Here is a 25,218-nt window from a genome sequence, read left to right as displayed (position 1 = left end):
CTCGTGACCATGAGCCATCCCGTTGACAGCGACGTCAGCGCCGTCCGTACGTACGTCGAACAGCACCGCGCCGTCTTCCTCGACGACCTCGCCGCATGGCTGCGTATCCCCTCCGTGTCGGCCCAGCCCGACCACGCGCCCGATGTGCACCGCAGCGCCGACTGGCTCGCCGCCGCACTCAAGGAGACCGGTTTCCCGACCGTCGAGGTCTGGCAGACGCCCGGCGCCCCGGCCGTCTTCGCCGAGTGGCCCTCCGGCGACCCGGAGGCCCCCACGGTCCTGGTCTACGGCCACCACGACGTGCAGCCCGCCGCCCGCGAGGACGGCTGGGACAGCGACCCCTTCGAGCCCGTCGTCCGGGACAACCGCCTCTACGCGCGCGGGGCGGCCGACGACAAGGGCCAGGTGTTCTTCCACACACTCGGCGTCCGCGCCCACCTCGCCACCACCGGCCGCACCACCCCGGCCGTCAACCTGAAGCTCATCGTCGAGGGCGAGGAGGAGTCCGGCTCCCCGAACTTCCGCGCGCTCGTCGAGGAGCACGCGGACCGGCTCGCCGCCGACGCCGTGATCGTCTCCGACACCGGCATGTGGTCCGAGGACACCCCGACGGTGTGCACCGGCATGCGCGGCCTCGCCGAGTGCGAGATCCAGCTGTACGGACCCGACCAGGACATCCACTCCGGTTCGTTCGGCGGCGCCGTGCCCAACCCGGCCGCCGTCGCCGCCCGCCTCGTCGCCGCCCTGCACGACGAGCACGCACGCGTGGCGATCCCCGGCTTCTACGACGGCATCGTCGAACTCACCGACCGCGAGCGGGAGCTCTTCGCCGAGCTGCCCTTCGACGAACGGCAGTGGCTGCGCACCGCCAAGTCCTACGCCACCCACGGCGAGGCCGGGCACACCACCCTGGAGCGCATCTGGGCCCGCCCGACCGCCGAGGTCAACGGCATCGGCGGCGGCTACCAGGGCCCGGGCAGCAAGACGATCATCCCGTCCTCCGCCGTGGTGAAGCTCTCCTTCCGGCTGGTCGCGGGTCAGGACCTGCAGCACACCGAGGAGGTGGTCCGCGCCTGGGCCGCCGAGCAGGTGCCCGCCGGTATCCGCTGCGAGATCGCGTTCTCGGCGGGCACGCGCCCGTGCCTGACGCCGCTGGACCACCCGGCCCTGCAGTCCGTCGTCCGCGCCATGGGCCGCGCCTTCGAACAGCCCGTTCGCTACACCCGTGAGGGCGGCTCGGGACCGGCCGCCGACCTTCAGGACGTCCTCGGCGCTCCGGTGCTCTTCCTGGGCATCTCGGTCCCCTCCGACGGCTGGCACGCCCCGAACGAGAAGGTCGAGCTCGATCTCCTGCTCAAGGGCGTCGAGACCACCGCGTACCTGTGGGGCGACCTCGCGGAGAACTGGCGCCATGCACCCTGAGCACCCCGAACCGTCCGAAGCGGTACCGCGCGCGGGGCACACTGGAAGGGCCGCCCCTTACCCCGCCCCGCCGGACCCGGTCCCCTCCCGTCCCACGTCCCGCTGAACCGCCTGCCGAAACCAACCGTTCCACCGGGGGAGTTGGAAGCACCCGTGACCACCTGGACCGACCACACCGCCGACCGCCCCATCTCGCTCACGGCCCCGAGCGGCATCGACCGCGCCGCCCACCACCGCCTCGACGAGGCCTGGCTGGCGGCGGCATGGAGCCACCCCACGACCCGCTGCTTCGTGGTTTCCGGCGGCCAGGTCCTCATCGACGAGACGGCGGACGGCCGTACCGAACTCGTCATGACCCCGTCCTTCGAGGCCCCCCTCACCGAGGCGCACCGCTACTTCCTCGGCATCGACGAGGACGGCATCAGCTACTTCGCCCTCCAGAAGGACGCCCTGCCCGGCCGTATCGACCAGTCCGCGCGCCCGGCGGGCCTGCGCGAGGCGGGCCTGCTGCTGTCGCCGCGCGACGCCGGCCTGATGGTGCACGCGGTCGGCCTGGAGAACTGGCAGCGCACCCACCGCTTCTGCTCCCGCTGTGGCGAACGCACCGTCATCGCCGCGGCCGGCCACATCCGCCGCTGTCCGGCCTGTGGAGGCGAGCACTACCCGCGGACCGACCCAGCCGTGATCATGGCCGTCACCGACGAGGACGACCGCATCCTGCTGGGCCGCCAGGTCCACTGGCCGGAAGGCCGCTTCTCCACGCTCGCCGGCTTCGTCGAGCCCGGCGAGTCCATCGAGCAGGCCGTACGCCGCGAGGTCTTCGAGGAGGCGGGCGTCACCGTCGGCCAGGTCGAGTACGTCGCCAGCCAGCCCTGGCCCTTCCCGTCCAGCCTCATGCTGGGTTTCATGGCCCGCGCCACCTCGACCGACATCGACGTCGACGGTGACGAGATCCACGAGGCCCGCTGGTTCTCCCGCGACGAGCTGCGCGCCGCCTTCGACTCGGGCGAGGTGCTGCCGCCCTACGGCATCTCGATCGCGGCCCGCCTCATCGAGCTCTGGTACGGCAAGCCGCTGCCGACGCGCAGCGTCTGACCGGCATACGAAGAGGGTGCCCGCCCCGGCTCGGGGCGGCCACCCTCTTCGTGTTTCTGCGCGTCGGTCAGACGCCGATCTTCTGCTTCACCTGAGCCAGCGACGGGTTCGTGAGCGTCGAACCGTCGGAGAACAGCACGGTCGGGACCGTCTGGTTTCCGCCATTCGCCTTCTCCACGAACGCCGCGGACGCCGGGTCCTGCTCGATGTTGATCTCGGTGTACGCGATGCCCTCGCGCTCCAGCTGCTTCTTCAGCCGCTGGCAGTAGCCGCACCACGTGGTGCTGTACATCGTCACAGTGCCCTGCATGTCTCGCGCGCTCCTCTGGTGGCTCGGGGACGGGGTCGTCCTGAGAAGGAACGTATGCGATCGGGCGGCCATTCCCGCCCGGGGTATGCCCGGCCACGTGACGCCTGCCGCATTAGTACGACTGCGAGGCCCTGCCTGTGGACAACCGGCTCATCCGTCTCCGGCGACCTGGCAGCATGGCCATGTGACAGCAGCAACGCACTCCCCGCTCTTCCCGCAGGTACCGGACTCGGCCGACGCGGTGCTCGACGGGCTCGACCCCGAGCAGCGCGAGGTGGCCACCGCCCTGCACGGTCCGGTGTGCGTGCTGGCCGGAGCCGGCACGGGCAAGACACGGGCGATCACGCACCGCATCGCCTACGGAGTGCGCGCCGGGATCCTCCAGCCCTCCAGCGTGCTCGCCGTCACCTTCACCAACCGCGCCGCCGGAGAGATGCGCGGCCGGCTGCGCCAGCTCGGCGCCGGAGGTGTCCAGGCCCGTACGTTCCACTCGGCAGCCCTGCGACAGCTCCAGTACTTCTGGCCGAAAGCGATCGGTGGCTCCATGCCCCGGCTCGTCGACCGCAAGATCCAGCTCGTCGCGGACGCGGCCGCCGCCTGCCGCATCCGCCTGGACCGGGGCGAGCTGCGGGACACCACCGCCGAGATCGAATGGTCCAAGGTCACCCAGACCGTCCCCGCCGACTACCAGCTCGCCGCCGCCAAGGCCGGCCGGGAGGTCCCCCGCGACCCGGCCGAGATCGCCCAGCTCTACTCCGCCTACGAGGACCTCAAGCGGGAGCGCGGCGTCATCGACTTCGAGGACGTCCTGCTGCTGACCGTGGCGATCCTCCAGGACCGCCACGACATCGCCGAACAGGTCCGCTCCCAGTACCAGCACTTCGTGGTCGACGAGTACCAGGACGTCAGCCCCCTCCAGCAGCGTCTGCTGGAACTGTGGCTCGGCGAGCGCGACAACCTGTGCGTGGTCGGCGACGCCAGCCAGACGATCTACTCGTTCACGGGAGCAACCCCGGACCATCTGCTCGACTTCCGCACCCGCCACCCCGGTGCCACCGTCGTCAAGCTGGTCCGCGACTACCGCTCCACGCCCCAGGTCGTCCACCTCGCCAACGGCCTGCTCGCCCAGGCCCGCGGCCGGGCAGCCGACCACCGCCTGGAGCTGATCTCCCAGCGCGACCCCGGACCCGAGCCCGTCTACACCGAGTGCACCGACGAGCCCGCCGAGGCCGAGGGCGCCGCCCGCCGTATCCGCGAACTGCTGGACTCAGGGATCCCGGCCAGCGAGATCGCCGTCCTGTTCCGCACGAACTCCCAGTCCGAGACCTACGAACAGGCCCTCGCCGACGCCGGTATCCCGTACCAGCTGCGGGGTGCGGAGCGCTTCTTCGACCGCCCCGAGGTGCGCAAGGCCGGCATCGCACTGCGCGGCGCAGCCCGCTTCGGCGGCAACGACTCCCTCCTCGACGACGCCGTCGACCTGCCCTCACAGGTGCGTGCCGTGCTCTCCGGGGAGGGCTGGACGCCCCAGCCCCCGGCCGGCTCCGGCGCCGTCAGAGAGCGCTGGGAGTCGCTGGCCGCCCTGGTCAACCTCGCCCAGGACTTCGCCGCGGCCAGACCCGGTGCCACCCTCGGCGACCTCGTCGCGGAGCTCGACGAGCGCGCCAATGCCCAGCACGCCCCCACCGTCCAGGGCGTCACCCTCGCCTCCCTGCACTCGGCCAAGGGTCTGGAGTGGGACGTCGTCTTCCTGGTCGGCGTAGCCGAGGGCATGATGCCGATCACCTACGCAAAGACCGACGAGCAGATCGAGGAGGAGCGCCGTCTTCTCTACGTCGGAGTCACCCGTGCCCGCCGGCACCTCCACGTCTCCTGGTCCCTCGCCCGCGCACCCGGCGGCCGCCCGAACCGCCGCCCCAGTCGCTTTCTCGACGGGCTGCGCCCCGGCTCCACCGGCACGGCGGGCGGTACCGCCGCGGGCCGCGCGGGGGGCGTCGAGCGCGGCTTCACGAGCAGACCCGGCGCCGTGCCGCGCCGCACTCAGCGCATCCCCGCCCGCTGCCGGGTCTGCGGACGCACCCTCACCGACGCCGGCGAGATGAAACTGATGCGCTGCGAGGACTGCCCCTCCGACATGGACGAGGGCCTGTACGAGCGGCTGCGCGAGTGGCGGGCGGTCCAGGCGAAGCGCAGCGGGCAGCCGGCCTTCTGCGTCTTCACCGACAAGACACTGATGGCGATCGCCGAGGCCACGCCCGACGACGAGAACGAGCTGGCCCGGATCCCGGGCGTCGGCCTGCGCAAGCTCAACCGCTACGGAGCCGAAGTCCTGGACATCTGCGCAGGCCGGCAGCCCGAGGAAGAAGAAGACGAGGTCTGATACGAACTCGTCGAAAAAATAGTTTGCGCATGCCCCAGCAATCCCCATAGGTTCTTAGGCACGGGAACGGAGGCCTTCCTGGAGGCCCCAATTCCGTGTTGTACTTGCATACCCGCCGGACTGGCTCACCCCCAGTCCCCCGATACGCCGAGAGGAGGCGAGTCCAGTGATCAGCATCAACACCAGCTCCATCGTCAGCACCGTGAAAATGACCGATCGCTCGGTCGTCGCCTCCCTGTGCATGCTCGGCGTCTCGAACCCGGGCACCGGTCTGTCCGGCATTCGTGCCGTGCGTCCGGAGTCCTCCCTGTCCCTCGCGGGTCTCCCTGTCCGCGAGCGGAATGAGCGACCGACCAAGGCACTGGAAGCAGCAGTAGCGGCACAGGCCCAGGCCTATGCCTTTACGGCGACCGGTGCCGGATTCCGGAAGCAGACGACGCAGCACCACCAGATGTGGGCCTTCCGTGGGCCAGAACCCTGGAGTGATCCAGCCTGATCGCCGATCAGGCCGGCGCCTTCAGGGCCGCGGAACCCCATCCGGGATCCGCGGCCCTTCTGTTTTCCCTCAAGCGGGAGAACGGAGCGAAGGGGCCTCGGGACAAGAAAAGAACCCGGTACCAGCCGCCACCCGGTCCAACAGGACCGGAACGACCAGACGAGGAAGACCAACCGTGCAACTCGAAGCGCACGCCCCGTCCGTACCGCCTTCCGAAACGATCCCCCCGCCCGGCCTCACGGAGGACTCCACCTTGACCCCGCTCACTGCGCTCACCGCGCTCGACGACGCCATCGAGAACCTCGGCGTACCCGTCCCCTGCCGTTCCTACGACCCGGAGGTCTTCTTCGCCGAGTCGCCGGCGGACGTGGAGTACGCCAAGTCCCTCTGCCGCACCTGCCCGCTGATGGAGGCCTGCCTCGCCGGCGCCAAGGAGCGGCGTGAGCCCTGGGGCGTCTGGGGTGGCGAGCTGTTCGTCCAGGGTGTTGTCGTCGCCCGGAAGCGGCCGCGTGGTCGCCCGCGCAAGAACCCGGTCACGGCATGAACACCGCAGGAACGATCGACCGCCCCCTCACGCACGACCCCAAGAAGCAGGCCCCGATGAAGCCGTCCACCAACGAGCACGCAGGCACCACGCCTGAAGACTTCACCACCAGTGGTGCGATCGACTCGCGCCAGAACAGGACCCGCGAAATGCAACTCATCCCAGAAGCCCTGGCACGTGCGCATATGCACGAGCGCCTGCATGAGGCCGAGCGGGAACGCCGGGCCATGCGCCTGGTGACCGCGCGCCGTATGCAGCGTCGCGCCGAGCGCGCCTCGCTGCGCGCCCGCCGCGCGCTCGCCATGGCGGTCATGCAGTAATCGACCACACCTGAAGCGGTGGCCTCCCCGACCGGGAGGCAGTAGCTCTCCACGCGGGGGCCGGTCCGTCCGAACGGACCGGCCCCCGCGGTGCGTTGTGCCCGCGCAACCGCTGACCGCGGCGATATCGTCGCCGGGTGACGAGTCTTCCCGGAGGCAGTGACAACGGCGATTCCGGCGCGGAGCGGCAGCCCCTTGTGTGCGCCCGCTGCGGAACCCAGGCCGAGGCCCCCCAGCCCACCTGGGTCTGCTCCATGGAGAACGGCGTCCGCCGCTACTTCTGCGACGCCTGCTCCCGGGAGAACCTCAGGGCGATCGAGGGGCGGTTGGACTCGGCCTGGTGGTAGGGCTCATGCCTCCACCACCGACTCCTCCGGCGTCTCCTCCTCCGCCACGAAGCCCGGCAGCCAGTCCTCCAGCTCGTCGCGCAGCCGAACCGTCGCGCCGAGCTGGCACAGGACGCCGATGGTGCTCAGCGTCACCCGGTGGATCAGAAGGTAGGCAGGGGGCAGGTTGAGCTGCTTGCCGAGTTGGTAGGCGGGAGACCGGGGATCGGCGACCCGGGCCGCCTGGCTGCGCATCCAGCCCCGGCTGAAGGTGAACTCGTCGACCTGAGCCGGCTCGATGATCGGCAGGAGGTAGTCGAGGACGGCATCCGGGTCCAGCTCTATGGACTCCTTGACGAAGCCCTCCGCGCACAGCAGCTCGTAGACCTCTTCCGCCTCCCCGTCGAGGGTCATCCGCAGAGATTCGCCGATGGGTGTCGGCAGGCCGCCCGGGAGGCGGTCGACCGTGCCGAAGTCCAGGACGCCCAGACGCCAGTCGTCCTCACCGTCCGGCTCGCCGGGCAGGAGACGGAAGTTGCCCGGGTGCGGGTCGGCGTGCAGCAGGCCGGTGCGGGCCGGGCCGGAGAAGAGGAAGCGCGCCAGGAGCTGCCCGGCCCGGTTGCGCTGCTCCGGTGTGCCGTCGGCGATGATCTCCGACAGCGGGATGCCGCCGATCCACTCGGTGACCAGGACCTGCTCGCACTGATGGACCACGTCGGGAACCACGAAGTCCGGGTCGCCCGCGAACTCCTGCGCGTGCACCCCCTGGGCCTGGGCCTCCAGCCCGTAGTCCAGCTCCTCGGAGACGCGGTCCTTGAGCTCCGTGATCAGCGGCTTGATGTCCATTCCGGGGACCAGCGGCCCCAACAGACGGGCGAACCGGCTCAATTGGTTGAGGTCGGACAGCAGGGCCTCACCGGCGCCCGGGTACTGGACCTTGACCGCCACCTCGCGACCGTCGTGCCACACGCCCCGGTGCACTTGGCCGATGGAAGCCGCCGCGGAGGGCTTGTCGTCGAACTCGCGGAACAGCTCGTGCCAGTCCTCCCCGAGCCGCTCGGAGAGCACCGCGTGCACGGTGCGCGTCGGCATCGGAGGGGCCGCCTCCTGCAGTTTCGTCAGCGCCGCACGATAGGGGCCGGCGACCTCCTCGGGCAGTGCGGACTCGAAGACGGACAGCGCCTGCCCGAACTTCATCGCGCCGCCTTTGAGCTCGCCGAGCACTTTGAACATCTGCTCCGCGGTGCGCTGCTGCAGCTCGCGGCTGACGATCTCCGCGGACTCGCCCACGATCCGCTTGCCCAGTCCCCAGGTCGCCCGTCCGGCGAAGCCGAGCGGGAGCGCGGCGAGTTTGGCGGTACGGGTGACCGCTTTCCGGGGAAGATCAGACATGCGCCCTCCAGGTCCCAGCCGGCCGCGCCGTGTCTGCCTGACGGCGTGACTTACTCGACGGCCGTTGCACCGCCATTGTCTCGTGTGCCTCCCCCTGCTTGGCGGTGTGTTCCTCCTTACCTTTCTCCGCGGCCCCGCACGGGCATGCGGGATGCGGCCGGACCGGACGCGCATGCCAGGTCAGACCGGGCAGGGACACCTCCCAGCGGGCGCCGGCGCTCGACGGTGTTTGGCCGTCGAGGAACGCCAGCGCGTGCGCGGCCGCCAGCCCCGCGACCGTCGTGGCCAGCGCCAGATCACAGGACGGCACCTGACGCCGTCCGCCCGAGCGCCACTGAGTGATCATGCGGGGCCAGGCCGGATCCCGGTCGGTACGCCCTTCGTCCAGACAGCCCGCGCAGCTCGTCTCGCCGGGCAGGACGAGTGGACCGACGACGCCGGTTCCCTCCACCACGCCGGCGTACAGATGCGGCGTACCGGAGGCGATCAGCGGGTCGGCGGCGGACGGGGCGGGTGCGTGCACGGCGACGTCGTCCCGTGGGGCGAGGATCACCAGGGAGTGACCCGGGCTGCCGGTGTCCGGCGGCGACCGGTGCCCGCGGCGCGTCGGCCGGTCCGGTGCCGCCCGGCGCACGGCCCGGCGGGCGGCTTCGTCCCGCCGGTCGCCGACCGCCTCGGCGGACAGCCCTCCGGGCGCCACGTCCCATGGCTCGACGCGACCGCCGTCGCATACGTCGACCTCAGCGACCCCCGCGCCCGACAGCACGGAGGCCAGCAGCGCGCCCACCCGGCCGGCGCCTCTCACCTGCACGTGCAAGGACCGGCGGGCGGTCAGTCGGCGCATGGCCTCGCCCGGCTCGGATGCGGTCAGGGAGAGTGAGGCCAGATCGGGGCGGAGCCGGTCCAGGACCTCCTTCTTCTCCCGCAGGTCGGCCGCGCCCGGGCCGCCCCCTCGCGCGTCGTCGAGCAGTCCGGCCCGCGTCAGCCGCTGCACCAGCCCGTCGACATGGCCGTCGGGCAGATGCATGCGGCGCCCCTCCGCGCGCAGCAGCTCCAGGCCGCGGGTGCCGTTGAGCAGGTCGAGGAAGCTGCCCGTGGCCGTGTCCATCGGGCCGAGCGTCATCGCGTGCGCGGGAGTCATCCCGAACTGCACGGTGTTGAGATCGCGCCAGCCGCGCCGGAGCGCGGGCTTCACCATCGGATGCATGACAGGCCCCCGTACGTCATGGTTCGTCCTCGTGTGCCGGTGGGCTCGGTCGTAGCTCCGCCGACGAGAGCCAGCATGCCGGGATCCGCGGCCCGGCGCCGAAAGTTGTCCACAGGCGGCGGGTGTTCGTCGTACAAATCCAACGCATGGCGGGGGATCAGTGCCGAACCGTCCCGGACTCGGGACTTCCCGCGTGTGCAGCGGGTAACGTCGGGGCGTGTCCGTCGACCCACTGCACCGCGCCGGAACGCCACAGCGCAGCACGACGAGCCCGCCGCCGAGCAGTCCGGGGGCGAGCGCGATCGAGGTGCGCAGGAGCGCCCGTCGACGCAGGACGGTCTCCGCGTACCGCGAGGGCGATCGCACTGTCGTGCTCATCCCCGCCCGGATGTCCGAGGCGGAGGAGCAGCGCTGGGTGAGCGTCATGCTCGACAAGCTGGCCGCCCAGGAGAGCAAGCGGGTGCTCGGCGACACCGAGTTGGCGGAGCGTGCGGAGCGGCTGTCGGCCCAGTACTTCGGCGGTCGTGCCCGGGCCGCGTCGGTCCGCTGGGTCACCAACCAGAACACGCGCTGGGGCTCGTGCACCCCGGCCGAGGGCAGCATCCGGCTCTCGCACCGCCTCCAGGGCATGCCCGAGTACGTCGTCGACTACGTCCTCCTCCACGAGCTCGCGCATCTGCTGGTGCCCGGCCACGGCCCCCGCTTCTGGCGCCTGTTGGAGGCGTACCCGCGGACCGAGCGGGCCCGGGGTTACCTCGAAGGTGTGGTCGCCGCCGACAGGTTGCCCCATCTGCCCGGCGCGCGCGGAGAGTGACCGTTCCTGGAAGAGGAGCTTCCGGTACAGCGGGGCTCCTGTTCTGTACCGGCTGTGTACCGACTTCGTCCGGTGTCCGAGTTTGCCGTTAGCCTTGCGCGACGCACTCATATTCGGGATGGGGGACGGTCGTTACGCATGGCCAGGGAATTCCAACGCGGCCACAAGGCCAGGATCAGTGACCTCACCGCGGGCACGGATCTGTACGTAGGTGTGCAGATCTCCGGCCCCGGGCTGACCTTCGACATCAGCTGCTTCGGTCTCGACGCCGACGAACGGCTCTCCGACGACCGCTACTTCGTCTTCTTCAACCAGCCGAAGTCCCCCGAGGAGTCCGTTCAGCTCCTCGGCGCCCAGGCCGGCGACACGGAGTCGTTCCGGGTCACGCTGGACCGGATCCCGCCGCAGATCCAGAAGTTGTCGTTCACGGCGACGATCGACGGCGCCGGACAGATGTCGCAGGTGGGCCCCGGATACATCCGCATCGTCGCCGGCGGCGAGGAGGTGGCCCGCTACGCGTTCAACGGTTCGGAGTTCTCCACCGAGCGCGCCGTGATGCTGGGCGACTTCTATCTCAAGGACGTCTGGCGGTTCGCCGCGGTCGGACAGGGCTTCGACGGCGGGCTGGACGCGCTGTTGAAGAACTTCGGCGGCGAGGTCATGGAGGAGGAAGCCCCCGCGCCGCAGCAGCAGCCGCAGGCCGGTGCCGCCCCGGGCTTCGCGGCGCCCGCCTTCGGGGCCCCGGCAGCTCCGGCTCCCGCACCGGCTCCGGCGCCCGCCCCGCAGGGCTTCGCGCCCCCGCCGGGAGCCACGCCGCCCCCGGCCCCGGCGCCCGCGCCCTCGGTGCACGCCGCGCCGACCATCATCGCTCCCATGACCCCGCCCGGTGGCACCCAGGCCCCGCCGCCCGCCCCGGCGCCCGCGCCCTACGGCCAGCCGGCCCAGCCGCAGCCGCCGTACGGCCAGCCGCCCGCCCCCAGCGCCCCGATGCCCCCCGGCTACGGCCAGCCTCAGGCGCCGCACGCTCCTCAGGCACCGCCCGCGCCGCCCGGCTACGGCCAGCAGCCTCCCTACGGGCAGGTCCCGGGCCAACAGGCCGCCCCTTACGGTGCGCCGCAGGGTGCCCCTCAGGGCGCACCGCAGGCCCCCGGTGTGGCGGCCGCGCTCCAGCAGTTCAAGGAGACGCCCGCCGGGCAGCGCTGGACGCCGCAGAACAAGAAGATGGTCCGCGTCGACCTCAGCGTCGGCGGGCAGGCCGTGCTGGCCCGGCAGGGCAGCATGGTGCTCTACCAGGGCAAGGTCGACTTCAGCTACAAGGGCGCCGGGTTCGCCGGCCGGATCGTCGGCAACGCGACCGGCCAGGAGATGCAGCTGATGCGCTGCACGGGCTACGGCCAGGTGTTCCTCGCTGAGAACTCCACGATGCTGCACCCCATCGAGCTCCAGGGCGACGGCATCTGCATCTCCGCCGAGAACGTCCTCGCCTTCGACGAGAGCCTCCAGTACGAGGTCCGCCGTATCGAGGGCCACGGCATCCCCGGCGGCGCGCTGTTCACGATGCAGTTCACCGGCACCGGCACGATCGTCGTCAAGACGCACGGCACGCCCGTGGTCCTGCCGGTCACGCCCACGACGTTCGCCGACGCCAACGCCGTGGTCGCCTGGTCGTCCGCCGCCCAGGTGGTCGTCTCCAGCCAGGTCCGCATGCGCCGCAACGCCTACCCCGGCGACACCGGCGAGAGCGTGAACCTGCAGTTCCGGGCCGCGCCCGGCAACTTCATCGTCGTCCAGCCGTACGAGATCTGAGGGAGAGCCCGTCATGAACCAGCCGCTCGCGGGCTACGCTCCCGCTCCCGTGACCGCCCGCATGGAGAACCACGGCAACCACATGCTGAAGGTCGCCATGCAGACCGGGAACGACCTCCTCGCGCGCGTGGGGTCGATGGTCGCCTACGAGGGGTTCGTCCAGTACGAGCCCAACCCGCCGGCCGTGCGCCAGATCGCCAAGGACTGGATGACCGGTGAGGGCGCGCCCCTGATGAAGTGCTCCGGCGACGGACTGCTCTACCTCGCCGACTACGGTGCGAACGTCGTCGTGATCAACCTCAACGGCGACGGGATCTCCGTCAACGCCACCAACCTGCTCGCCTTCGACGCGCACCTCACGTGGGGCGCCGAGCGGGTGAAGGGCATGGCCAAGTTCGCCGGACAGGGCCTGTGGAACACCAAGATCTCCGGGCAGGGCTGGGTCGCGCTGACCTCCCGGGGCAAGCCGATCGTCGTCGACTGCGGCGGCGGCGAGAACGAGACGTACGTCGACCCCGACGCGCTCGTCGCCTGGTCCCCGAACCTCAAGGTGAAGGGCAAGCGCAGCTTCAAGGCGCAGTCGCTGATCGGCCGCGGCAGCGGTGAGGCCTACCAGATGGCCTTCTCAGGACAGGGCATCGTCGTCGTCCAGCCCAGCGAGGACAGCACCGACCGCCTCCGGGTTCGGGGCTGAGGGGGAGCACCACACCATGCAGAGTCCGCTTTTCGCCTACAACGACCAGCAGACCCAGGATCGCTGGAGCCTGCAGAACAAGCAGATGCTCCGGCTCACCCTGGAGGGCCACGACGACATCCTCGCCCGCAAGGGCACGATGGTCGCCTACCAGGGCCTCGTCGAGTTCGACGCCGAGTTCCAGAGCAACCAGCAGGGACGCGCGCGTGCGAACACCGGCGAGGGCCTGGACCTCATGCGCTGCCACGGGCAGGGCACGGTCTACCTCGCCAACCTCAAGCAGCACCTCCATCTGATGGAGGTGGACCAGGACGGGCTGACCGTGGACAGCAGCTATGTGCTGGCCATGGACTCCTCGCTGCACCACGAGGTCATCGCCGTCGACAGCCAGTACGGCATCTCCGGCTCCGGGAAGTACCAGCTCAACATCACCGGCCGCGGCAAGGTCGCCCTGATGACCTCGGGCATGCCGCTGCTGATGCAGGTCACGCCCGACAAGTACGTCAACTGCGACGCCGACGCCATCGTCGCGTGGTCCACCGGCCTGCGCGTGCAGATGCAGGCCCAGACGCACTCGTCCGGGGTGTGGCGCCGCCGCGGCAACACCGGTGAAGGCTGGGAGCTCAGCTTCATGGGCAGCGGCTATGCGCTCGTGCAGCCCAGTGAGCTGCTCCCGCCGCAGAACGCCCAGATCGGCTCGGGCCTCGCCGCCCAGTACGGCGTGGGCCAGCAGGGGGCCCGCGGGCAGAACCAGGGCAACGTCTGGAGCTGACCGTCCGGAAAACAGACGTAAGGGGTGGCCACCTGGTGGCCACCCCTTACGCGTTCACAGCCGCGAGCGGGTCGTCTCCAGCAGTCGTACGACCGACTCGTCGGCGACGTTCGCGACCTCGTCGTAGGCGAACCAGCGCAGGTCCAGCGACTCGTCGCTGATCTCCTGGACCGCGCCGGGCGGGGCCACGACGGCGTACTGGACGTCGAGGTGCCAGTTGCACGGCGACGGAATCGGATGGCGGTCGAGCCGCACCGGGCCGCCGGGCAGGAGGGACAGGCCGGTGGTGATGCCGGACTCCTCGGTGGCCTCCCGCAGGGCCGCAGCCTCCAGCGAGGCGTCCTCCGGCTCGCAGTGGCCGCCCATCTGCAGCCACATGCGCAGCTTCCTGTGGAGGGTCAGCAGGACACGCCCGCGCGAGGGGTCGATCACCAGGGCGCTCGCCGTGATGTGCCCGGCCTCGCAGGCCTTCCACATGCCGTCCGGGTGAGCCGCGAGGTGGTCCAGGTAGGTCTGGCGCAGCTCGGCCTGGCCCTGGTCCTCGTAGCCCTTCAGCACCAGGACGGCGTCGTCGTACAGGCTCACTCGGTGTCGTCGTCCTTGGTGTCGTCGTCCTTCTTGCGCAGGTCGGGCTTCTCGGCCGCCTCGCCGAGCATCTTGTCCAGCTCGGAGAAGTCCAGCTGCTCGCGGTGCACGAAGCCGTCCGGGTCGTCCAGATCGGACGCCGTCGGCAGCATGTCCGGGTGGGCCCACAGGGCGTCGCGGCCGTCGACCCCGCGCGCGTCCGTGAGCGAGGCCCACAGCCGGGACGCGTCGCGCAGCCGGCGCGGGCGCAGCTCCAGACCGATCAGCGTGGCGAACGTCTGCTCGGCCGGGCCGCCCGAGGCGCGGCGACGGCGCAGCGTCTCACGCAGGGCGTCGGCGGACGACAGACGCGGCTTCGCGGCCGCGTGCACGACCGCGTCCACCCAGCCCTCGACGAGGGCCAGAGCCGTCTCCAGACGGGCCAGGGCGGCCTTCTGCTCGGGCGTGTCCTCCGGCTGGAACATGCCCTGCTGAAGGGCGTCCTGGAGCTGCTCGGGGTTCTGCGGGTCGAACTGGCCGACCACGTCCTCCAGCTTGGCGGTGTCGACCTTGATCCCGCGCGCGTAGCCGTCGACCGCGCCGAACAGGTGCGAGCGCAGCCACGGCACATGCGCGAAGAGGCGCTGGTGGGCGGCCTCGCGCAGGGCGAGATACAGCCGCACCTCCTCCTTGGGCACGCCCAGGTCCTTGCCGAACGTCTCGATGTTCACCGGCAGCAGCGCGGCCTTGCCGGCCGGGCCGAGCGGCAGGCCGATGTCGGTCGAGCCGACGACCTCGCCCGCGAGCACGCCCACGGCCTGCCCGATCTGCGTGCCGAACATGGCACCGCCCATCGAGCGCATCATGCCGATCAGCGGGCCCGCCATGGCCTGCATCTCCTCCGGCAGGACGTCGCCCATGGCCGTGCCGACGCGCTCGGCGACCGGGTCGACGAGCTCCTTCCAGGCCGGCAGGGTCGCCTCGACCCACTCCGCGCGGCTCCAAGCCACCGCCGAGCCGGCACCCGAGGGCAGCGACGTCGCGTCGTCGAGCCACAGGTCGGCCAGGCGGACGGCCTCCTCGACCGCGGTGCGCTCGGCGGGGCCGACGCTCGCGTCCTTGGTGCCGTCCGACGTGCCCTGGGAGACCGTCTGGCGGGCGATCTGCTTGGCCATGTCCCAGTTCACCGGGCCGCCCTCGTAGGAGAGCATCTGGCCCAGCTGCTGGAACGCGGCGCCCAGGTCGTTGGGGTTCAGCGAACCGAACATGGCAGCGAACGGGTTGTCCGCGCCGGGGCCGCCAAAGCCCCCGGCGCCGGGCAGCCCGCCGAAACCGAACGGGTTGGCCGGTCCCTGACCACCACCGCTCTGCTGGTCCTTCTTCTTGCCCTCGTCGCCGTCGTCCGGCTCCTCCGGCGGAAGGCCGAATCCGAATGGGGTGTCACTCACGGGATTCCTCGGCTGGTAAGGCCGCCGGTTGTCACCGACGGCGCGGCTGCCCGATAACACCACCCAGCGTAGACACCACGGGGCGGTTAGGGCCTCGGTGCTTCGCCGACTCTTGGCCTGCGGCAGGATGGATGCCACCTGGTACGTACGCGTCACTTGTGCACGTACTGAAGACAACCGCTGGAGACGCCCGGTGAGTTCCCCTGATCCGCAGGTTCGCGCAGCGCGAAACCAGTCAACCCCGCCCGCCGCGCGCGGGCCAGTCGTCGCGGTAACCGGTGCCGCGTCCGGCGTCGGAGCGCTGCTCACCGAGCGGCTCGCCGCGTCCGACGAGGTCAAGCAGGTCATCGCCATCGACGAGCGGCGCGGCGAGTGCGCGGCGGCGCAGTGGCACATCCTGGACGTACGGGATCCGGCCATCGCGGACAAGCTGCGCGGCGCCGACGTCGTCGTGCATCTGGCGCTCGACCTGGACCTTGAGACCGACGCGGCCGCCCGTACGGCCTACAACGTCCGGGGGACGCAGACCGTGCTGACCGCTGCCGCGGCGGCCGGCATCCACCGGGTCGTGCTGTGCACGTCCTCGATGGTCTACGGCGCCCTGCCCGACAACGAGCTGCCGCTGTCCGAGGACGCGGAGCTGCGCGCCACGGCGGAGGCCACCGGGGTCGGGGACCTGCTGGAGATCGAACGGCTCGCGCGGCGCGCACCGCGCGCGCACCCCGGGCTCAATGTCACCGTCGTACGCCCGGCCGTACTGGTCGGTGGCGGCACGGACACCGCGCTGACCAGGTACTTCGAGTCGCCGCGGCTGCTTGTGGTGGCCGGGTCGCGGCCCGCGTGGCAGTTCTGCCATGTCGAGGACCTGTGCAGTGCTCTGGAGTACGCCGTCCTGGAGAAGGTCGACGGCGAGCTCGCCGTCGGGTGCGAGGGGTGGCTGGAGCAGGAGGAGGTCGAGGAGCTGAGCGGGATCCGGCGGATGGAGCTGCCGTCGGCGGTCGCGCTCGGGGCGGCGGCGCGGCTGCACCGGATCGGGCTGACGCCGTCACCGGCCGGGGATCTCGCGTACACGATGTACCCCTGGGTGGTGAGCGGCAGCCGGCTGCACGACGCGGGGTGGCGGCCGCAGTGGACGAACGAGGAGGTGCTGGCCGAGCTGCTGGAGGAGGTGGCCGGGCGGCACACGGTGGCCGGGCGGCGGCTGGGGCGCAAGGACGCGACGGCTGCGGGTGCGGCCGGTGCGACGGTCGCGCTGTTGGGCGCGGCGGCTGTGGTGCGGCGGGCGCGGAAGGCTCGGCGGCGGATCTGACAAGGCGCCCGGTGTTGCAGTGGGCCGGGGTGGGTGCACTCGCCGGCGCTTGCCGGGTGCCGCCTGCGCCCACCCGTGCCGCCCCAGGCGGCACGACTGCCCGCAGGCTCAGCGGCTGCATCGGTACCGCCTGCTGGGGTGGGAGTCGGACCAGGCGGCACGACTGCCCGCAGGCTCAGCGGCTACAGGCTGCGCACGTCTGTAGGAGGCTCCAAAGCGGCACACGCGTGTGCCGGGCGATAGCGCTATTCCCGCTTCTCCTCGGCGTGCGGCACGATGGGCATATGGCACCCATGAACGACCACCCTGGTGAGCAGGCCGCGCAGGATTCCATCAAGTTGATCTCCATCAGGGAGACCGCGCTCTCCCTGGACGAGGTCTTCCGGGCCGTCGGGGACGACGCCGCAGGTGGGACCGCGTTGTTCGTGGGGACCGTGCGGAACCATGACGGGGGTGCCGACGTCGACCGGCTCGGGTACTCCTGCCATCCCAGTGCCGAGGCCGAGATGCGGCGGATCGCCGAGAAGGTCGTCGCCGAGTACCCGGTGCGCGCGCTGGCCGCCGTGCACCGCATCGGCGACCTTGAGGTCGGGGATCTCGCGGTCGTCGTCGCCGTCTCCTGCCCGCACCGCGGCGAGGCCTTCGAGGCCTGCCGGAAGCTGATCGACGACCTCAAGCACGAGGTGCCCATCTGGAAGCACCAGACGTTCTCCGACGGCACAGATGAATGGGTCGGCGCGTAGCGCCGTCCTTGAGGGGTGGCGGTCGGGCGACGGGAGGGTGGGTCGGCGCCTGCTGAGCGGAACCTGGCCCGTCCTCCGGTTGCGTAACCGCACCCCGGCCCCGAGCGTTGTCAGTGCGGATGGTTAATCTGCTGATCAGTCAGTTGCGGTCGCTCATTGGGGTTGGGAGGACGGGATGGCGGCGCTCGCCTGGTTGCTGATTCCGCTTGTCGCTGCGATCGGCGCCGGTCTGTGGGGCAGTTGGGCCAATCGGACCCGGAAGGTGCGCAGCGACGGGCCCGAGCTCGACGGGTACGCCCGCTTCCGCGAGGCGATGGAGCGACAGCCCTGACGGGACGCTGACAGACACGTCCCGTACTGTCGAGGCATGCCACGCCGCACCGCGACGATGCTCGCCTCCACCCTGATGCTGATCGCGCTCCTGTGCGCGGGAGTGTTCATCCCCGTGCCGTATTCGGAGATGTCCCCGGGGCCGACGGTGAACACGCTCGGCGATCACGACGGTGAGCCGGTGCTGCAGATCTCCGGGCGCAAGACGTACGCGACCAGCGGAAATCTGAACATGACCACCGTGCGGGTCACCAGCGCCGACTACAAGATGAACCTCGTGGCCGCGGTGTACGGCTGGCTTGCGCACGACAACAAAGTCGTGCCCCACGAGACGCTCTACCCGGACGGCAAGACCGAGGAGGAGTCGACCCAGGAGAACGCCGAGGAGTTCAGCCAGTCCCAGGAGAGCGCGAAGGTCGCCGCCCTGAAGGAGCTGGACATCCCGGTGCAGTCCTGGGTGATCGTCTCCACGGTGGTCAAGGACTCCCCGGCCGAGGGCAGGCTGCACGCCGGTGACGTGATCAAGGCGGTCGACGGCAAGGCAGTGAAGGAGCCCGCCGACGTCGCCGAGCTGGTGACCAAGCACAAGCCCGGCGAGGACGTCGCCTTCACGATCGTGCCCGCCAAGGAGCAGGCCGCGGCCGAGAAGGAGCAGCGGACGGCGACGAAGACCGAGGACGTCACCATCACCACGGCGACCTCGGACGACGACGGCGAGAAGCGCGCCATCGTCGGGATCTCCGCCGGGACCGACCACACCTTCCCGTTCACCATCGACATCAAGCTCGCCGACGTGGGCGGCCCGAGCGCCGGTCTGATGTTCGCGCTCGGCATCTACGACAAGCTCACCCCGGGCAGCCTCACCGGCGGAACGTTCGTGGCCGGCACCGGCACGATCGACGACGACGGCAAGGTCGGCCCGATCGGCGGCATCGAGATGAAGACCGTAGGCGCCCGCGACAACGGTGCCGAGTACTTCCTCACCCCGGCCGACAACTGCGCGTCCGCCGCCAAGGACACCCCCAAGGGGCTCACCCTGGTCAAGGTCGACACCATCGACGACGCCCTGGGCGCCCTCAAGGACATCCGCAGCGGCGACACCGCCGACCTGCCGACGTGCGCGAAGAGCTGACCGACCGGCCTTCCCACGGCGACGGGGGCGCCCCCCGTCGCCGTAGCCGAAGCGCTCAGTCCGCGAAGGTTGCCGCCAGGGCCTGGGCCAGGCCCGGGACCAGGTCGGCGCCCGTGAGGACGTCCGTCGGGGTGTCCTTCTCGCGCAGCCGCAGGGCCGACTCGCGGGTGCCGTCGCGCAGCACCGCGACCGTCATCCGGACCTCCTGACGGTCCGGGTGCTCGGCCACCCACTTCGTCAGCGCGGTCTCGCTCAGATTCTTCGGAACCTGCGCCTCGGCGGACGGCGGCAGCATCAGCCGCTCCACCGTGAGCGCGCAGCCGACCACCGCGTCGGGCCAGGCGATGGTGCCGAGGAACTCGTCGAGCGGCTTGCCCGTTGGAATCTCATCCTGCTCGATGGGGGTCAGGCCGGGGTTCTCCTGCTCGTCCTCCAGGCCGAGCTGGGCGGCGAGGCCGGGTTCCTGGGCCCGCAGCCGTGCGGTGTCTACGAGGGCGAAAAGGCGGGCGGGCTGGTCCCAGCCGAGGCCGGAGGCGTACTCGTCGATCTCAAGTACGGCCCGGGTGAGCGGGCTCGCCGCCATGGGAGTGTTGGACATGGTCACAATCCTGCCTCGTTCCCGGCCCGAATCGGGAACCGAGTAAAGCGTGAGTAAGTTGCATAGGTGTGGGCCCGCGATCACGGGGGGCCACGGAGGGTCCACGAAGACGCGGGCCTGACGGATCAACAGCGAACTTCGGGGTGCGAACCTTGGCTTTCCAGATGCCGGACCGCGGCGGAGGCCCCACCGGGCCACGGATCAGAGTGGGCCGCCCGTCCCGGCGTGTCCGGACCCTGCTCATGACACTGGGCGTCCTAGCCGTACTCGGCATGGCGTTCACCATGTTCGCGGGCTTCTGGACGGACTGGCTCTGGTACCGGTCGGTGAACTACTCGTCCGTCTTCACGACCACCCTGTGGACGAAGATCGGGCTCTTCTCCGTCTTCGGCCTGCTGATGGCCCTGGCGGTCGGCTTCAACATCTGGCTGGCACACCGGCTGCGCCCGCCGCTGAGCGCCATGTCGATGGAGCAGCAGAGCCTCGACCGCTACCGGATGGGCATCGCGCCGTACAAGAAGTGGCTGCTGCTCGCGATCACCTCGCTGGTGGGCCTCATCGCCGGCGCCTCGGCTTCCGGGCAGTGGCGCACCTGGCTGATGTGGGTCAACGGCGTCTCGTTCAACCAGAAGGACCCCCAGTTCCACCTGGACGTCTCCTTCTACGCCTTCGACCTGCCCTGGTACCGGTTCCTGCTCGGCTTCGGCTTCGCCGCCGCGATCCTGTCCCTGATCGCCGCCGCGCTCACCCACTACCTCTACGGCGGGCTGCGCATCACCAGCCCGGGCGCGCGCGCCACCGCGGCGGCCACCGGGCACCTGTCGGTGCTGCTGGGCATCTTCGTCGCGCTGAAGGCGGTCGCCTACTGGCTCGACCGGTACGGCCTCGCCGTGAAGTCCAGCGACTTCAAGGCGACCGACAGCTGGACGGGCCTGCGCTACGTCGACGCCAACGCCTACCTGCCGGCCAAGACGATCCTGTTCTGCATCGCCGTCATCTGCGCCCTGCTGTTCTTCGCCACGCTGTGGCGGCGCACCTGGCAGCTGCCCGTCATCGGCTTCGGCCTGATGGTGCTCTCCGCGATCCTCATCGGCGGCCTGTACCCGGCCATCGTGCAGAAGTTCCAGGTCCAGCCGAACGAGCAGGCCAAGGAAGCGCCGTACGTCAACAAGAACCTCAAGGCGACGCGTGAGGCCTACGGCATCGACGACGCGCAGGTCACCGAGTACTCGGGGCAGAGCAAGACCGAGGACAAGACCAAGCTGCGCGACGATGTGGACGCGGCGGCGAGCATCCGCATCATGGACCCGAACGTGGTCTCGCCGACCTTCCAGCAGCTCCAGCAGATCAGGAACTACTACGGGTTCCCGACCAACCTGGACGTCGACCGGTACAGCAAGGACGGCAAGAACGCCGAGGAACAAGACACGGTCATCGGTCTGCGTGAGCTGAACCTCAACGGCATTCCGAAGAACAACTGGATCAACGACCACTTCCGCTACACGCACGGCTACGGCGTGGTCGCCGCCGAGGGAACCAGCGCCGACTCCCAGGGCCGCCCGGTCTTCACGGAGTCCGACCTGCCCTCCAAGGGCGACCTCGGCACGTACCAGCAGCGGGTCTACTACGGCGAGAAGACCACGGAGTACTCGATCGTCGGCGGTCCCCAGAAGGAGATCGACTACTCCGACGACAGTGGCGAGAAGACCTACAGCTACGAGGCCAAGAGCGGGGTCAACCTCTCCAACCCGATAAACCGGGCGGCGTACGCGGTGGCGTTCAGCGAGCCGCAGATCCTGTACTCCGGGGCGATCGGCGAGGGTTCGCGGATCCTTTACAACCGCACGCCCAAGGAGCGCGTCGAGGCGGTCGCCCCGTGGCTGACCATCGACGGTGACGCCTACCCGGCGGTCGTGGACGGCAAGATCCAGTGGATCGTCGACGCCTACACGACGACCAACGGCTACCCGTACGCCTCCCGCACGACCCTCGGTGACACGACGGCCGACTCGCTGACCGCGACCAACAACTCGCGCGCGGTGGTGGCCCAGCAGAACCAGGTCAACTACATCCGCAACTCGGTGAAGGCGACCGTCGACGCGTACACCGGTGAGGTCAAGCTCTACGAGTGGGACACCAAGGACCCGGTCCTGAAGACCTGGATGAAGGCGTTCCCGAACACGGTGGAGCCCCGCAGCGAGATCTCCCAGTCACTCATGGCCCATATGCGCTACCCGCAGGACCTGTTCAAGGTCCAGCGCGAGCTGCTCAGCCGCTACCACGTGGACGACGCACAGACGTTCCTCAGCGGCAGCGAGGTGTGGCAGGTGCCGGACGACCCGACCAACAAGTCGGGCAACGCGGTGCCGCCGTACTACCTGAGCATGAAGATGCCGGACCAGACGGCCCAGGCGTTCTCGCTGACGACGACGTTCACGCCGAACGGCCGCGACAACCTGAGTGCGTTCATGGCGGTCAACGCCGAGGCGGGCACAAGTGATTACGGCAAGATCAGAATCCTGAAACTGCCGACGAACACCACCGTCAACGGGCCCAAACAGGTGCAGAGCCAGTTCAACTCCGAACAGGACATCGCCGAGACGATCAGCCTGCTGAGCAGAGGCGACTCGAACGTCGAGTACGGCAACCTGCTGGCGGTGCCACTCGACGGCGGACTGCTCTACGTCGAACCGGTCTACGTCCGTGGTGGCGGGCTCAAGTACCCGCTGCTGCGCAAGGTTCTGGTGACCTACGGAGGCGCGACCGCCTTCGAGGACACTCTGGAACAGGCCCTCGACAAGATCTTCGGAGCGGAGGGTGCGCCCAGCGAGCCACCGGAGGACGAGGGCGGTGACACCCCGGAACCGACGCCACCGCCGACATCCGACAATCCGACGGTCAAGGAGGCCCTCCAGGACGCGCAGAAGGCCTTCGACGCCGGCCAGGAAGCCCTGAAGAACGGCGACTGGGACGCGTACGGCGAGGCGCAGAAGGACCTTGAGGACGCGCTGCGACGGGCCGAGGAGGCGCAGGGCGACGCCGAGGATTCCGGCGGCGGTCAGAGCGGCAGCAGTCCGAGTCCGACTCCGAGCGGCAGTCCCGACAGCGGTTGATCATCGTGGTTGATCACAGAGGCTGATCAAATGCCCCCTCCGCGCCGTGATACGGTTGCCGAACAACGGCGCGGGGTGGAGCAGCTCGGTAGCTCGCTGGGCTCATAACCCAGAGGTCGCAGGTTCAAATCCTGTCCCCGCTACTGATGGCGAAGGCCCGGATCCTGAAAGGGATCCGGGCCTTCGTGATGTGCGAACGCATGTGCCGACGGAGGGGATGGCCGTGCCGCTGTGGGGAGTTGGGGGAACTGTGTTTGACTTGTCTCTCTGTGGGCATGTCGACAAAACGCTGAAGTGACCTCACTGGCTGCGGTATACCAGGTGTACCCAGGTTGCAGGTGGTGCGACGATGGACGTTATGGGGGACAAGGCAACTCTGTTGGAGACAGGGCGTTTTGTGCAGCCTTCCGACCGGGACGAAGCCGGCGAGGCCGCTGAGGAGCTGCGCCTGCGGCTCGCCGCCGACGCCGGCGATGCCGAGGCGATGAGCGTCCTCGGGGCCATGCTGCTGCGCCGCGGTGATCTCGACGGAGCCGAGCCCCAGTTGCGTGCCGCGACCGCCGCCGGTGACCGCGCCGCCGCCAACAACCTGGGAGTCCTCCTTCACCAGCGCGGGTACGCCGACGAGGCCGCCGGCTGGTGGCGGATCGCCGCCGTCGCCGGATCGGCCGCGGCCGCGCATGCGCTGGGCCGCCATCACCGTGAGCGCGGGGACGAGCCGGCCGCCGAGTACTGGCTGCGCCAGTCCGCAGAGCAGGGGCACACGCTGGGCGCGTACGCGCTCGCCGATCTGCTGGAGCACCGTGGCGACGCCGGGTGCCAGCAGTGGATGCGGGTTGCGGCCGAGCGGGGGCACCGGGAGGCGGCGTACCGGCTGGCGAGAGCGCTGGACCGGCGGGGCATGGGGGAAAACGACGGTGACAACGGTGTCGGGGCGGGCGTCGCCGGGGGTTCCTCCGGCGTGGGCTCGCCCGCCGAGGCCGGGTCCGACGTCGAGTCCGAGGTCGATGCCGAGGCCGGTACCGAGGCCGGTACCGAGGCCGAGCAGTGGTACCGGCAGGCCGCCGCGCGCGGGCACCGCCGGGCCGCGCTGCACCTCGGGGCGATCCTGGAGCGGCGCGGAGAGCTCAAGGAGGCCGGGCGCTGGTATCTGACGTCCGCCAAGGACGGTGAGGCGCGGGCGGCCTGCGCGCTGGGGTTCCTGCTGCGGGACGCCGGCGACACGGAGAGCGCCGCCGTGTGGTGGCTGCGGGCCGCGCAGGACGGGGACGGCAACGCGGCCAACGCGCTGGGCGCGCTGCATGCCGAGCGCGGAGAGACGCAGACCGCCGAGCGGTGGTACCGGGCCGCGATGGACGCAGGGGACGTGAACGGCGCGTACAACCTCGGGCTGCTCTGTGCCGAGCAGGCGCGGACCGCGCAGGCGGAGCAGTGGTACCGGCGGGCCGCGTACGCGGGGCACCGGGAGGCGGCCAACGCGCTGGCGATCCTGCTGCTGCAGGGCGGGGACACGGCCGGGGCGGAGCCATGGTTCTCCAAGGCGGCGGAGGCGGGGAGTGTCGACGCCGCGTTCAACCTCGGGATTCTCTTCGCGGGGCGGGGCGAGGACGTCGTCGCGCTGCGCTGGTACGAGCGGGCCGCGGCCGCGGGGCATACGGAGGCGGCGCTCCAGGTCGGTATTGCGCTGCTGCGGGACGGCGACGAGTCCGGGGCGGAGCGGCATCTGCGGTGTGCGGCGGGGGGCGGCAGCGCGGAGGGGGCGTACCGGCTGGCGACCGTGCTGGACGCCCGGCGTCCGCCGGCGCCCGCGCATGAGCTCGGGGAGTCCGTGCACGAGAAGAGCGAGTGCGAGGAGTGGTACGAGCGGGCGGCCTCGCAGGGGCATCGGCGGGCGCAGGTGCGGGTCGGGATGCTGGCGGCGGCGCGCGGGGATGTCGTGGAGGCTGCTCGCTGGTACCGGTCGGCGGCCGAGGCCGGGTCGCGCAATGGTGCCTTCAATCTGGGGTTGCTGCTGGCGCGGGAGGGGAGCGAGCCGGAGGCGGCGGTGTGGTGGACGCGGGCCGCTGATGCGGGGCATGGGCGGGCGGCGTTGCGGTTGGCCCTGGTCTACGCGCGTCGCGGGGAGCTGGCGGAGGGGCAGCGGTGGGCTGACCGGGCGGTGTCGCTGGGGCCGGCGGAGGTTGCTGAGCGGGCGGCGCGGTTGCGGGATGCGTTGCGGGAGGAGTTGTCGGCGTAGCCGCTGCGCTGCGCTGCGCTGGGCTGGGCTGGGCTGGGCTGGGGGTGGGTATTGGTCGGCCTGGGCTGTGGCTGGCGTCCGGGTTTTTCGCCCCCGCCGCCCCTACCCGTCCCGTCCCCGGGGGCTGCCGCCCCCGGACCCCCGCTGTCGGCCCTGAACGGGCCTCG

23 protein-coding genes and 1 tRNA gene are annotated in these 25,218 nt (G+C 70.6%); 18 read left to right on the top strand and 6 right to left on the bottom strand.

What is annotated here, in order from left to right; genetic code table 11:
• Positions 1 to 9 precede the first annotated feature (9 nt).
• A complete protein-coding gene (locus AB0Q90_RS34690; protein WP_363161776.1) occupies positions 10 to 1,422 on the top strand; it encodes a dipeptidase in 1,413 nt (470 codons plus the stop codon).
• Between the two features lie 153 nt (positions 1,423 to 1,575).
• A complete protein-coding gene (gene nudC, locus AB0Q90_RS34685; protein WP_363161775.1) occupies positions 1,576 to 2,517 on the top strand; it encodes an NAD(+) diphosphatase in 942 nt (313 codons plus the stop codon).
• Between the two features lie 67 nt (positions 2,518 to 2,584).
• Here nudC and AB0Q90_RS34680 read toward each other — a convergent pair whose 3' ends face one another.
• The gene (locus AB0Q90_RS34680) at positions 2,585 to 2,827 is read right to left on the bottom strand and encodes a mycoredoxin (protein WP_363161774.1); all 243 of its coding nucleotides are present in this window, start codon (positions 2,825 to 2,827) and stop codon (positions 2,585 to 2,587) included.
• Positions 2,828 to 3,011: 184 nt separating this feature from the next.
• On the opposite strand from AB0Q90_RS34680, the gene AB0Q90_RS34675 reads away from it, so the two are divergent.
• From AB0Q90_RS34675 to AB0Q90_RS34655, 5 genes are all read left to right on the top strand, one after another.
• Complete coding sequence (locus AB0Q90_RS34675; protein WP_363161773.1) at positions 3,012 to 5,207, top strand: ATP-dependent DNA helicase UvrD2; 2,196 nt, start codon at positions 3,012 to 3,014, stop codon at positions 5,205 to 5,207.
• A gap of 166 nt (positions 5,208 to 5,373) precedes the next feature.
• Positions 5,374 to 5,703 carry a hypothetical protein gene (locus AB0Q90_RS34670; protein WP_363161772.1) on the top strand — a complete coding sequence of 110 codons (330 nt, stop codon included), beginning with the start codon at positions 5,374 to 5,376 and terminating at the stop codon, positions 5,701 to 5,703.
• A gap of 175 nt (positions 5,704 to 5,878) precedes the next feature.
• A complete protein-coding gene (locus AB0Q90_RS34665) occupies positions 5,879 to 6,247 on the top strand; it encodes a WhiB family transcriptional regulator (RefSeq protein WP_005480495.1) in 369 nt (122 codons plus the stop codon).
• A complete protein-coding gene (locus AB0Q90_RS34660; protein ID WP_363161771.1) occupies positions 6,244 to 6,567 on the top strand; it encodes a hypothetical protein in 324 nt (107 codons plus the stop codon). The genes AB0Q90_RS34665 and AB0Q90_RS34660 overlap by 4 nt, the downstream gene beginning before the upstream one ends.
• Positions 6,568 to 6,704: 137 nt before the next feature.
• Positions 6,705 to 6,914, top strand: a complete 210-nt coding sequence (locus AB0Q90_RS34655; RefSeq protein WP_363161770.1) for a hypothetical protein — start codon at positions 6,705 to 6,707, stop codon at positions 6,912 to 6,914.
• A 3-nt stretch (positions 6,915 to 6,917) separates the two neighbouring features.
• On the opposite strand, the gene AB0Q90_RS34650 is transcribed toward AB0Q90_RS34655, so the two are convergent.
• Positions 6,918 to 8,285 (bottom strand): AarF/ABC1/UbiB kinase family protein, encoded by a 1,368-nt coding sequence (locus AB0Q90_RS34650; RefSeq protein ID WP_363161769.1) that lies wholly within the window; start codon positions 8,283 to 8,285, stop codon positions 6,918 to 6,920.
• Entirely contained in the window at positions 8,278 to 9,492 is a 1,215-nt protein-coding gene (locus AB0Q90_RS34645; protein WP_363161768.1) for a TOMM precursor leader peptide-binding protein, read from the bottom strand. The genes AB0Q90_RS34650 and AB0Q90_RS34645 overlap by 8 nt, the downstream gene beginning before the upstream one ends.
• 217 nt (positions 9,493 to 9,709) lie before the next feature.
• Here AB0Q90_RS34645 and AB0Q90_RS34640 point away from each other — a divergent pair, with 217 nt between their 5' ends.
• From AB0Q90_RS34640 to AB0Q90_RS34625, 4 genes are all read left to right on the top strand, one after another.
• A complete protein-coding gene (locus tag AB0Q90_RS34640) occupies positions 9,710 to 10,306 on the top strand; it encodes a M48 family metallopeptidase (RefSeq protein ID WP_363161767.1) in 597 nt (198 codons plus the stop codon).
• 138 nt (positions 10,307 to 10,444) lie between these two features.
• Positions 10,445 to 12,112, top strand: a complete 1,668-nt coding sequence (locus tag AB0Q90_RS34635; protein ID WP_363161766.1) for a TerD family protein — start codon at positions 10,445 to 10,447, stop codon at positions 12,110 to 12,112.
• Between the two features lie 13 nt (positions 12,113 to 12,125).
• A complete protein-coding gene (locus tag AB0Q90_RS34630) occupies positions 12,126 to 12,806 on the top strand; it encodes an AIM24 family protein (protein WP_363161765.1) in 681 nt (226 codons plus the stop codon).
• Positions 12,807 to 12,822: 16 nt separating this feature from the next.
• Positions 12,823 to 13,578, top strand: a complete 756-nt coding sequence (locus AB0Q90_RS34625) for an AIM24 family protein (protein WP_363161764.1) — start codon at positions 12,823 to 12,825, stop codon at positions 13,576 to 13,578.
• Between the two features lie 54 nt (positions 13,579 to 13,632).
• Here the strand turns inward: AB0Q90_RS34625 and AB0Q90_RS34620 are convergent, their stop codons facing one another.
• Positions 13,633 to 14,163, bottom strand: a complete 531-nt coding sequence (locus AB0Q90_RS34620; protein WP_363161763.1) for an NUDIX hydrolase — start codon at positions 14,161 to 14,163, stop codon at positions 13,633 to 13,635.
• Complete coding sequence (locus AB0Q90_RS34615) at positions 14,160 to 15,590, bottom strand: zinc-dependent metalloprotease (protein WP_363161762.1); 1,431 nt, start codon at positions 15,588 to 15,590, stop codon at positions 14,160 to 14,162. Before AB0Q90_RS34615 ends, AB0Q90_RS34620 begins: the two co-directional genes overlap by 4 nt.
• 193 nt (positions 15,591 to 15,783) lie before the next feature.
• On the opposite strand from AB0Q90_RS34615, the gene AB0Q90_RS34610 reads away from it, so the two are divergent.
• The 4 genes from AB0Q90_RS34610 (at position 15,784) to AB0Q90_RS34595 (ending at position 19,104) form a co-directional block, all read left to right on the top strand.
• Positions 15,784 to 16,899, top strand: a complete 1,116-nt coding sequence (locus tag AB0Q90_RS34610) for an SDR family oxidoreductase (protein WP_363161761.1) — start codon at positions 15,784 to 15,786, stop codon at positions 16,897 to 16,899.
• A 284-nt stretch (positions 16,900 to 17,183) separates the two neighbouring features.
• Entirely contained in the window at positions 17,184 to 17,642 is a 459-nt protein-coding gene (locus tag AB0Q90_RS34605) for a molybdenum cofactor biosynthesis protein MoaE (RefSeq protein ID WP_363161760.1), read from the top strand.
• A gap of 175 nt (positions 17,643 to 17,817) precedes the next feature.
• Positions 17,818 to 17,973, top strand: a complete 156-nt coding sequence (locus AB0Q90_RS34600) for a hypothetical protein (protein WP_363161759.1) — start codon at positions 17,818 to 17,820, stop codon at positions 17,971 to 17,973.
• 36 nt (positions 17,974 to 18,009) lie between these two features.
• Complete coding sequence (locus AB0Q90_RS34595) at positions 18,010 to 19,104, top strand: PDZ domain-containing protein (protein WP_363161758.1); 1,095 nt, start codon at positions 18,010 to 18,012, stop codon at positions 19,102 to 19,104.
• 55 nt (positions 19,105 to 19,159) lie between these two features.
• Here the strand turns inward: AB0Q90_RS34595 and AB0Q90_RS34590 are convergent, their stop codons facing one another.
• Positions 19,160 to 19,702 (bottom strand): PPA1309 family protein, encoded by a 543-nt coding sequence (locus AB0Q90_RS34590; RefSeq protein ID WP_363161757.1) that lies wholly within the window; start codon positions 19,700 to 19,702, stop codon positions 19,160 to 19,162.
• A 164-nt stretch (positions 19,703 to 19,866) separates the two neighbouring features.
• Between AB0Q90_RS34590 and AB0Q90_RS34585 the strand changes: the two genes are divergently transcribed.
• The 3 genes from AB0Q90_RS34585 to AB0Q90_RS34575 all read left to right on the top strand — a co-directional run bounded on the left by AB0Q90_RS34585 (position 19,867) and on the right by AB0Q90_RS34575 (position 25,051).
• A complete protein-coding gene (locus AB0Q90_RS34585; RefSeq protein WP_363161886.1) occupies positions 19,867 to 22,815 on the top strand; it encodes a UPF0182 family protein in 2,949 nt (982 codons plus the stop codon).
• 69 nt (positions 22,816 to 22,884) lie between these two features.
• A tRNA-Met gene (locus AB0Q90_RS34580) sits at positions 22,885 to 22,958 on the top strand.
• Between the two features lie 206 nt (positions 22,959 to 23,164).
• Positions 23,165 to 25,051, top strand: a complete 1,887-nt coding sequence (locus tag AB0Q90_RS34575) for a tetratricopeptide repeat protein (RefSeq protein ID WP_363161756.1) — start codon at positions 23,165 to 23,167, stop codon at positions 25,049 to 25,051.
• The last annotated feature ends 167 nt before the right edge of the window (positions 25,052 to 25,218 follow it).

The organism is Streptomyces sp. NPDC079141 (genome assembly GCF_040686775.1).
In the GTDB taxonomy this organism is placed as follows: Bacteria; Actinomycetota; Actinomycetes; order Streptomycetales; family Streptomycetaceae; genus Streptomyces.
The sequence above is the reverse complement of the archived record's forward strand: the minus strand, read 5'-3'. Positions and strand labels throughout refer to the sequence as shown.